Source organism: Nocardioides sp. (assembly GCF_035547795.1).
Taxonomy (GTDB): Bacteria; Actinomycetota; Actinomycetes; order Propionibacteriales; family Nocardioidaceae; genus Nocardioides.
Genome location: NZ_DASZUF010000072.1, coordinates 1 through 7,620 on the forward strand (window position 1 = coordinate 1; position 7,620 = coordinate 7,620).

Sequence of the window (7,620 nt, forward strand, 5' to 3'; positions counted from 1 at the left end):
CAGGGGGTTGACCGGGAGATAGACCCCGATCGCGCGGTACGGCGAGCCCTGCTGCCAGGCCGCCATCGTGGTCGCGTCGGGCGCACTGGCCAGGTCGACCATGAGCTGGGTGCCAGGTGCCGGCGTCGGGGGAGCGACCGGGTCGCGCTGCACGGTGAGCGCCACCCCCGCGCTCGCCGCCGTCGCACCGTCGGTGAAGCTCAGGGTGTAGGTGCCGAGAGGGTCGCCGCTCGTCCAGCGCCAGGCCCAGGTGAACGCGCCGGTGCCGTCGGCGACATGGGTGTGCGTGTAGCTGCCGGTGTAGGGCTTGCCGTCGACGCTCACCTCCACCGACACGGTCGCGCCGGCGGTGAAGCCGCTCGCCGTACCGTGGAAGAGGGTCGTCCTGTCCCCCACGCTCGGCGCGACCACGATCTGCGGGCTCTCGGCATGCGCGGGCGCGGCCGGGAGCAGCAGCGTCGCGACGACCAGCGCCAGACCCGCCACGAGGTGACGGGCCGCCCGGGCCGCTGGCAGCACTGCCATGTCGGTGAGGCTAGCCCCCGCCGGGGTACGGCGGGGGCCGGTCGGCGAACGCTACTGCCGCAGCAGCGCGATGCCGTCGACCGCGACCTTCTTCTTCGACTCGGTGATCAGCTGCAGCCGGCCGTGGTGCACCTTGGTGAGCCGCAGCCAGACCTGACCATGACCGCTCACCGTGCCGACCTTGTGGCCGCCGATCTTGACCAGGACCTTGCCGGTCCCGTGGAACAGGATGCCGATCGAGCGCGCCTTGATCTTGCCCGGCGTGCTCAAGGTGGCGTGCTTGTGCCGCGCGACGGTGGTGGTGTGGGCGTAGGCGCCCTTCGCCTTGGCGCGGTGCCAGGACCGATCGGCCTTCAGCACCCGGTCGTCGGCCAGCCGGGAGGTGCAGCGGGTCGCCGACCATCCGCTGGTGTTGCCGGCCCGATCGGTCGCCCGCACCTGGGCACACCACTGCTCGCCGCGGGCGAGCTTCGCCTTGCGGACGCTGTGCGCCAGCGTCTTCGGCTTGCTCCAGTGGCCCAGGCTCCTGCCCAGCGCGCCGTCCTTGGTGCGGATCTGGAAGCTGGCCACCCCGGAGCCGTTGCCGTCGGAGGCCGACCAGTCGAAGGTGACCTTGGCCGCCTTCGTGGTCAGCGGCAGGCTCGGGAGGGTGGTGACCGGCGGGGTGGTGTCCCAGACGGTGTCGTCGACCGCGCTCTCGTCGATGACCATCGTGACGCCGCCGTAGTGGCGGCTGACGCTGAGGTTGAACTGGTTCATCCGCTTGCCCGCCCAGCTGCCCGCCGGCAGCGGGTCGATCGAGGCGGTCTGGGCCACGCCCCAGTCGGTGGCGGCCCAGACCACGTCGGGGCTGGCCTGCCCGTGCGAGGCCAGGGCGACCACGTCGGTCATCGTGCTGGCGCGGGAGCCGTAGATGCCCGAGCGCTGGCCCAGCTGGTGCAGTCTGGTGGTCCAGGCGTCGTAGAAGGACCGCATCGCCTTGCTGCAGCCGGAGGCGTAGGCCTCCATGTCGTAGACGATCGGGACCCCCGAGATGCCCAGCGCGCTGGCCGAGCGGGCGGCGTCCTCCGCCGCGGCCCGGCCCTGGTCGGCCGCCTTCGCGGCCTTGTTGCTCAGGTGCCGGAAGGCGGCGTTGCCGCACTTCTTCGGCGCCTGCAGGCCCAGGTAGATCGGCAGCACCTGCCAGCCACCGGCACGGACCGCGGCCACCCAGCCCGGCGCGGTGAGGTTCGCCTGCACCTTGTCGTGCCGGTCGTCGACCGAGGCGTTGACCGGGATGTAGACGGCGATCGCGGAGTACGGCGAGGTCGCCTGCCAGGCATGGATCGTCGACAGCGGTGGGGCCGAGGCGATGTCGAGCATCAGGTGGGTCCCCGGGGCCGGGGCCGGTGGGTCGCTCTCTTTCGCCTGCGCGGGGCCGGCGGCGACGAGGCTCAGGCTCACCGCGGCGGTGAGAGCAGCGGCGAGCGTGGGAAGCAGGCGCATGGGGTCCTTCCGAGATGTGGTTCGAGGCGGGAGTGGGGTGCGTGGGTGGGTGGCGTCAGTGGCGAGTGCGACCGCGCGCGAGGATCGGGGCCTCCACCAGCCGCCAGGACAGCTCGGCGACGAGGATCGAGGCGAGGGCGAGAGCCAGTTTGCCCGGCAGACCGATGCCAGGGAAGAAGTACGGCGCGGCGAGCGCGATGGGGACACTCCACAGGTACAGCCCGTAGGAGCGGCGGCCGAACCAGCGCACCACCGCGGTGATGTCGGTGGGGCCGCCGTCGCGCAGGTGCAGACCGGCCAGGATCAGCACGATGCCCAGCGGCAGGCCGATCGTCGGGCCGAGCGCGTCGTGGGTGAGGTCGTTGGCGACCAGCCCGACCACGACGGCGGCCATCAGGGCCCAGCCGGCGGCGACCGCGTCGAGCCTGGGAAGCCGGATCCCGCTGTGTGCGAGGACCGCCAGCGCGCACCCGGCCAGCAGTGCATCCGCCCGGGCATCGGTGCCCTCGTAGACGCGCAGGCTGGTGGCACCGGCGGCGTACAGGGTCCAGCGGGTGGCGGTGGAGGCGAGCATCGCGATCGCCAGGGCGGGGGCTAGCCGGATCGGCTTGACCAGCCGCAGCGCGAGCACCAGCAGGACCGGCCACAGCAGGTAGAACTGCTCCTCGATCGCCAGGCTCCAGGTGTGCTGCACCCAGGTCATCCGGACGCCTTGGATGTAGGCCCAGTTGCCGACGTAGGTCAGGACGGAGGCCGCGGAGAGGCCCCAGGGCACACCGATGCTCGCCTTGACCGCGGAGACGACGGCGAGCATCACCGCCATCGCGGGCAGGAGCCGGCGGGCACGACGAGCATAGAACGCCTTGAAGTCGACCCGGCCACGGTCGCGCCACTCCTCCAGGAGCAGCGCGGTGATGAGGAATCCCGAGAGCACGAAGAAGACGCTGACCCCGATCGAGCCCTCCGAGCGCCAGGCGTGGCGGAGGTGGCTGACCATGACGAGCAGGATGGCAATGCCTCGCACCGCATCCAGGCCCGGTCGGCGGCCCAGTCGCCACGGTGTGCTCGTCGCCCGCGTCCGCGGGCGCGGAGCAGCGAGGGTCGTGGACATGCCCCCACGGTGCCCCATGGGCCTTGCCCCCACACAATCGGCCGCTGTGAATTGCCTGAGCGGGCAGTGGTCCTAGAGGTCGACTCCGACCAGGACAGGCTCATTGACCAGGGTGATTCCGAAGCGCTCGCGAACGCCGTCACGGATCTCGCGGGCCAGCCCCAGCAGCTCCGCGGTGGTGGCGCCACCGCGGTTGGTGAGGGCCAGGGTGTGCTTGGTGGACAGGCCGACGTTGCCGCGGCCGTAGCCCTTGGGGAAGCCGGCGTGCTCGATCAGCCACGCGGCCGAGGTCTTGACGGAGCCGTCCGGCTGCGGCCACGCCGGTGCGCCCTCGGGCAGGTCGGCGGTTGCGACGACCGGGTTGGTGAAGAACGACCCTGCGCTCCAGGTGTCGTGGTCGGCCGGATCGAGCACCATGCCCTTGCCGCGGCGCAGCCCGAGCACCGCCTCGCGCACCTCGGTGACCGGCGCACGTGCGCCGACCTCGACGCCGAGGGTGCGGGCCAGCTCGGCGTAGGCCACCGGCGCGGCCAGGGTGCCCTGGCGCAGCTGGAACGTCACCGACAGCACCACGTGCCGACCGCCCCACTGGTCGAATCCGGTGGCCTTGAAGCGGGAGGTGCGATAGCCGAAGCGGCACTCGGCGTTGGTGAAGGTCCGCACTCCGCGAAGCACCCGGTCCCAGACCCGCACCCGGGCGAGGGTCTGGGAGACGTCCTGCCCGTAGGCACCGACGTTCTGGATCGGAGTGGCGCCGACCGCTCCGGGGATGCCGGAGAGCGCCTCCACGCCGATCCAGCCGCGCTCGGTGGCGTGCGCGACGAACGCGTCCCACGGCTCGCCGGCCGCGACGCTCACCATCGCGCCGCCGCAGGACGGGTCATCGCCCTGGAGGTCGGAGGAGATCCCGCGGGTGGCCACCTCGACGACGGTCCCCTCGAAGCCCTCGTCGGCGACCACCAGGTTGCTGCCGCCGCCGAGCACCAGCACCGGGGTGCCGACGGCGTCGGCCTCGGTCACCGCGGCGGTCAGCTCGGCCTCGGTGGTGGCGACCACCCAGTTGCGAGCGGGTCCGCCGAGGCGCAGCGTGGTGTGGTCGGCGAGTCGCTCAGGCGCCGTCACGCACGACCGCCTTGGGCATCCCGAGCACCTTGGTCTCGCCGCAGCGGACCTCCATCGCGATCGTCACGGTGTCATTCTCCCGGGTCACCTTCGTGGCCGCGACGGTGACCTCGACGCCCTCCTCGTCGTCCGGTACGACGACGGGCGCGGTGAACCGTGCCCCCATCTCGAGCACCTCCGCCCCACCGGTCCAGGTGTCGACGGCCGCGCCGACCAGGCCGAGGGTGAGCATGCCGTGCGCGATCACGCCGGGCAGGCCGACGGCGACAGCGGTCCGCTCCGACCAGTGGATCGGGTTGAAGTCGCCGGAGGCGCCGGCGTACCGGACCAGGTCGGCGCGGGTGAGGGTGAACCGCTGGGCCTTGAACTCGTTCATGCCGCACCTCCGTGCACCAAGGTGGCCTTGGCCTCGCAGACCACCGCGCCCGAGGCGTCGGTGAGCGTGGAGACCGTCCCGATCACGTCGGCGCCGCCCAGGGACCGCACCGAGGCGACCCGCAGGCTCGCGGTCAGCTCGTCGCCGAGGGCCAGCGGCCGGGTGTAGGAGAAGCGCTGCTCGCCATGCACGATCCGGGACAGGTCCAGACCCACCTCCGCGAGGAACGCCAGCATCGCGTCGTTGAGCAGGATGATCGGGAAGGTGGGCGGTACGCCGGAGCCGGCGTACCGCGTCGCGGCGGCGAACTCGGCCACCTTGGCGGCGCTGACGACGTAGGGACCGACGGGCGGGAACTCCCGCTCCACGACTGAGGCGACTGAGACGACCACGGTCATCGACGCTAGCGGTTACCGCCGGGTCGACGGAACTCGGCCGATCCGGCGCTGAAATGCCGAAAGGCCCCGGTCCGGTCGGACGGGGCCTCGGCTGCGACCAAGGTCAGCGGGTCTCGCGGTGCGCGCGGTGGGTGCGGCAGCGCGGGCAGAACTTCGACAGCTCGAGGCGGTCGGGGTCGTTCCGGCGGTTCTTCTTGGTGATGTAGTTGCGCTCCTTGCACTCCACGCAGGCGAGAGTGATCTTGGGGCGAACGTCGCTGCTCTTGCTGGCCACTTCAAGTCCTTCGGTGCTGGTTGTCGCTGGTGTGGTAGCGAGGGCGGGACTCGAACCCGCGACACCACGATTATGAGTCGTGTGCTCTAACCGCCTGAGCTACCCCGCCAGGGCGGGCATCGGGCACGCTCTCACGAGCACCCTCACCCAGAGCCCCTTTACGGAATCGAACCGTAGACCTTCTCCTTACCATGGAGACGCTCTGCCGACTGAGCTAAAGGGGCAACGAGCGAGAACACTACAGGCGGGTGTCTCGGGCCACCAAATCGCCCCCGCACCTGCTCCGATCCGGCCCGGCCGCGCCCAGATCGGAGCCGATCTCAGTCCTGGATCCGGGCGAATCCGACCGCTTCCTCGAGCTCGTAGGCGAGCCCGAGCAGCGTCGCCTCGCGACCCAGGCCGGCCCCGAACATCATCCCCTGCGGCAACCCCGCGGCGGTCCTCTGCAGGGGCAGCGAGATCGCCGGCTGCCCGGTGATGTTCTGCCAGGGCGTGAACGCCACCCAGGCCGTCAGCCGGCCGATGATCTCCTCGTAGTCCTGGGTCGGGTCCAGGTGCCCGACCAGCGGCGTCTCGGCGGCCACGGTCGGGGTGAGGGCCACGTCGTACACGCTGTGGAACTCCTCGGCGGTCACCCGCATCTGCTGCAGCCGGCGTACGGCGCCGGGCAATCGCGGCAGCGCCCGGGTGGAGAAGTGCGCCAGCCCGAGGGTGAGGTTGTCGAGCTTGCTGGCGTCCCAGGTGGCACCGTGCAGTCCCCCGCTGCGCACCACCAGGTTGGCCAGCAGGCTCCAGTAGGTGATGAAGTCGACTCCGACACCCGCCGGAGCCGGGGCCGGCACCTCCTCGACCCGGTGACCGAGTTCCTCGAGCACGCTGGCGGTCTTGAGGGTCAGCTCGGCGACCTCCGGGCTCGCCGACCGGCCGTCGGCGGCAGTGCACACGGCGATGCGCAGCCGACGCCGGTTGGGTCCACGGACGTCGCCGACCGGCCGCAACTCGCGGTTGGGCTTGAGCCGCTCGGCCTCGCGCAGGAAGGCCGCGGTGTCGCGCACGCTGCGGGTGAGCACGCCGTCGCTGACCAGCCGGATCGGCATCAGCCGGAAGTAGGCGTCCTGGGCGACCCGGTCGCGGCTCGGCTTGAGCCCGACCAGCCCGTTGACGCTCGCCGGGATCCGGATCGAGCCGCCGCCGTCGTTGCCGTGCGCCATCGGCACCGCGCCGGCCGCCACGAGCGCCGCGGAGCCGGCCGATGAGGCGCCGGCGATCCGGGCCGGATCCCACGGCGTGCGGACCGGGCCGAGGCGCGGGTGCTCGGCGGCGCCGGAGAAGCCGTACTCCGACAGCTGGCTCTTGGCGATCGGGATGACGCCGGTGCGCAGGAACATGTGCGCGAAGTCGCCGTCGCGACGGGCCGGGCGGGCGACGTACGCGTCGGTGCCGTGCTGGGTGGGCACCCCGGCGAGGTCGACGTTGTCCTTGATCACGGTCGGTACGCCGGAGAAGACGCCCCGGCGCGGCCTGGTCGCCAGCCGCCGGGCCCGGTCGTAGGTGCGCAGCGCGACGGCGCCGAGCTCGGGGTCGACCTGGTCGACGCGCGCGATGGCCGCCTCGACGACCTCGGCCGCGCTGACGTCACCGGCGGCGATGGCCTGGGCGACCCCGACCGCGTCGTCATCGCCGAGAGCGTCGTCGGTGAAGGCGTGGATGCGGGCCATACCCCTACGTTACCCGCGCGTAGCGGCGGGGGCAGGGGTTCACCGCCCCTCAGACCAGCAACGGCACCAGCACCGGCATCACCAGGCAGGTCGCCAGTGCGGTCAGTCCCATCGAGAGTCCAGAGAAGGCCCCCTCCACGGGGTCGTCGTGCAGCGCGCGCGAGGTGCCGATGCCGTGGCTGACGGCGCCCAGCGCCAGACCGCGGGCGCGCCGTTCCCGGATCCGCAGCAGGTCGAGCACGGCCGGGCCGACGACGGCGCCGAGCGTGCCGACCAGGATCGCGAAGACGGCCGACAGCTCGGACACACCGTGGAAGCGGTCGGAGAGCGCGATGGCGACCGGCGTGGTGGTCGACTTCGGACCCATCGTCCGGGCCAGCAACTCGCCGCCGCCGAGCACCCGCACCAGCAGGATGCCGCTGCTGACCGAGACCACCGCGCCGGCGAGCACGCCGACCAGCATCGGGAGCACCAGCCCGCGCAGCCGGTGGGTCTGGCGGTGCAACGGGATCGCCAGCGCCACCGTGGCCGGCCCGAGGAAGAACGAGATGATGCTGGTGGCGCTGCTGAAGTCGTCGTACGACGTGCCGGTCAGCCTGACCACGAGGCAC

9 protein-coding genes and 2 tRNA genes are annotated in these 7,620 nt (G+C 72.1%); all 11 read right to left on the reverse strand.

Annotated elements, in window-relative coordinates; genetic code table 11:
• Positions 1–525 (reverse strand): hypothetical protein (locus VHA72_RS05350; protein WP_325573410.1); only part of this gene is annotated, 525 nt, incomplete at its 3' end.
• A 51-nt stretch (positions 526–576) separates the two neighbouring features.
• The gene (locus tag VHA72_RS05355; protein ID WP_325573411.1) at positions 577–2,010 is read right to left on the reverse strand and encodes a glycoside hydrolase domain-containing protein; all 1,434 of its coding nucleotides are present in this window, start codon (positions 2,008–2,010) and stop codon (positions 577–579) included.
• Positions 2,011–2,065: 55 nt separating this feature from the next.
• Positions 2,066–3,139 (reverse strand): acyltransferase family protein, encoded by a 1,074-nt coding sequence (locus VHA72_RS05360; RefSeq protein WP_325573412.1) that lies wholly within the window; start codon positions 3,137–3,139, stop codon positions 2,066–2,068.
• A gap of 54 nt (positions 3,140–3,193) precedes the next feature.
• Positions 3,194–4,243, reverse strand: coding sequence for a UDP-N-acetylmuramate dehydrogenase (locus VHA72_RS05365; protein ID WP_325573413.1), 1,050 nt, complete (start codon positions 4,241–4,243; stop codon positions 3,194–3,196).
• Positions 4,230–4,619, reverse strand: a complete 390-nt coding sequence (locus VHA72_RS05370; RefSeq protein WP_325573414.1) for a MaoC/PaaZ C-terminal domain-containing protein — start codon at positions 4,617–4,619, stop codon at positions 4,230–4,232. Before VHA72_RS05370 ends, VHA72_RS05365 begins: the two co-directional genes overlap by 14 nt.
• On the reverse strand, positions 4,616–5,011 hold the full coding sequence (locus VHA72_RS05375) for an FAS1-like dehydratase domain-containing protein (RefSeq protein WP_325573415.1): 396 nt from the start codon (positions 5,009–5,011) through the stop codon (positions 4,616–4,618). Before VHA72_RS05375 ends, VHA72_RS05370 begins: the two co-directional genes overlap by 4 nt.
• A 109-nt stretch (positions 5,012–5,120) precedes the next feature.
• A complete protein-coding gene (gene rpmG, locus VHA72_RS05380) occupies positions 5,121–5,291 on the reverse strand; it encodes a 50S ribosomal protein L33 (RefSeq protein ID WP_325573416.1) in 171 nt (56 codons plus the stop codon).
• Positions 5,292–5,323: 32 nt separating this feature from the next.
• Positions 5,324–5,400: transfer RNA gene (locus VHA72_RS05385), tRNA-Met, on the reverse strand.
• Positions 5,401–5,442: 42 nt separating this feature from the next.
• A tRNA-Thr gene (locus VHA72_RS05390) sits at positions 5,443–5,515 on the reverse strand.
• A gap of 96 nt (positions 5,516–5,611) precedes the next feature.
• The gene (locus VHA72_RS05395; RefSeq protein ID WP_325573417.1) at positions 5,612–7,009 is read right to left on the reverse strand and encodes an amidase; all 1,398 of its coding nucleotides are present in this window, start codon (positions 7,007–7,009) and stop codon (positions 5,612–5,614) included.
• Between the two features lie 49 nt (positions 7,010–7,058).
• Positions 7,059–7,620 (reverse strand): LrgB family protein (locus VHA72_RS05400; protein ID WP_325573418.1); only part of this gene is annotated, 562 nt, incomplete at its 5' end.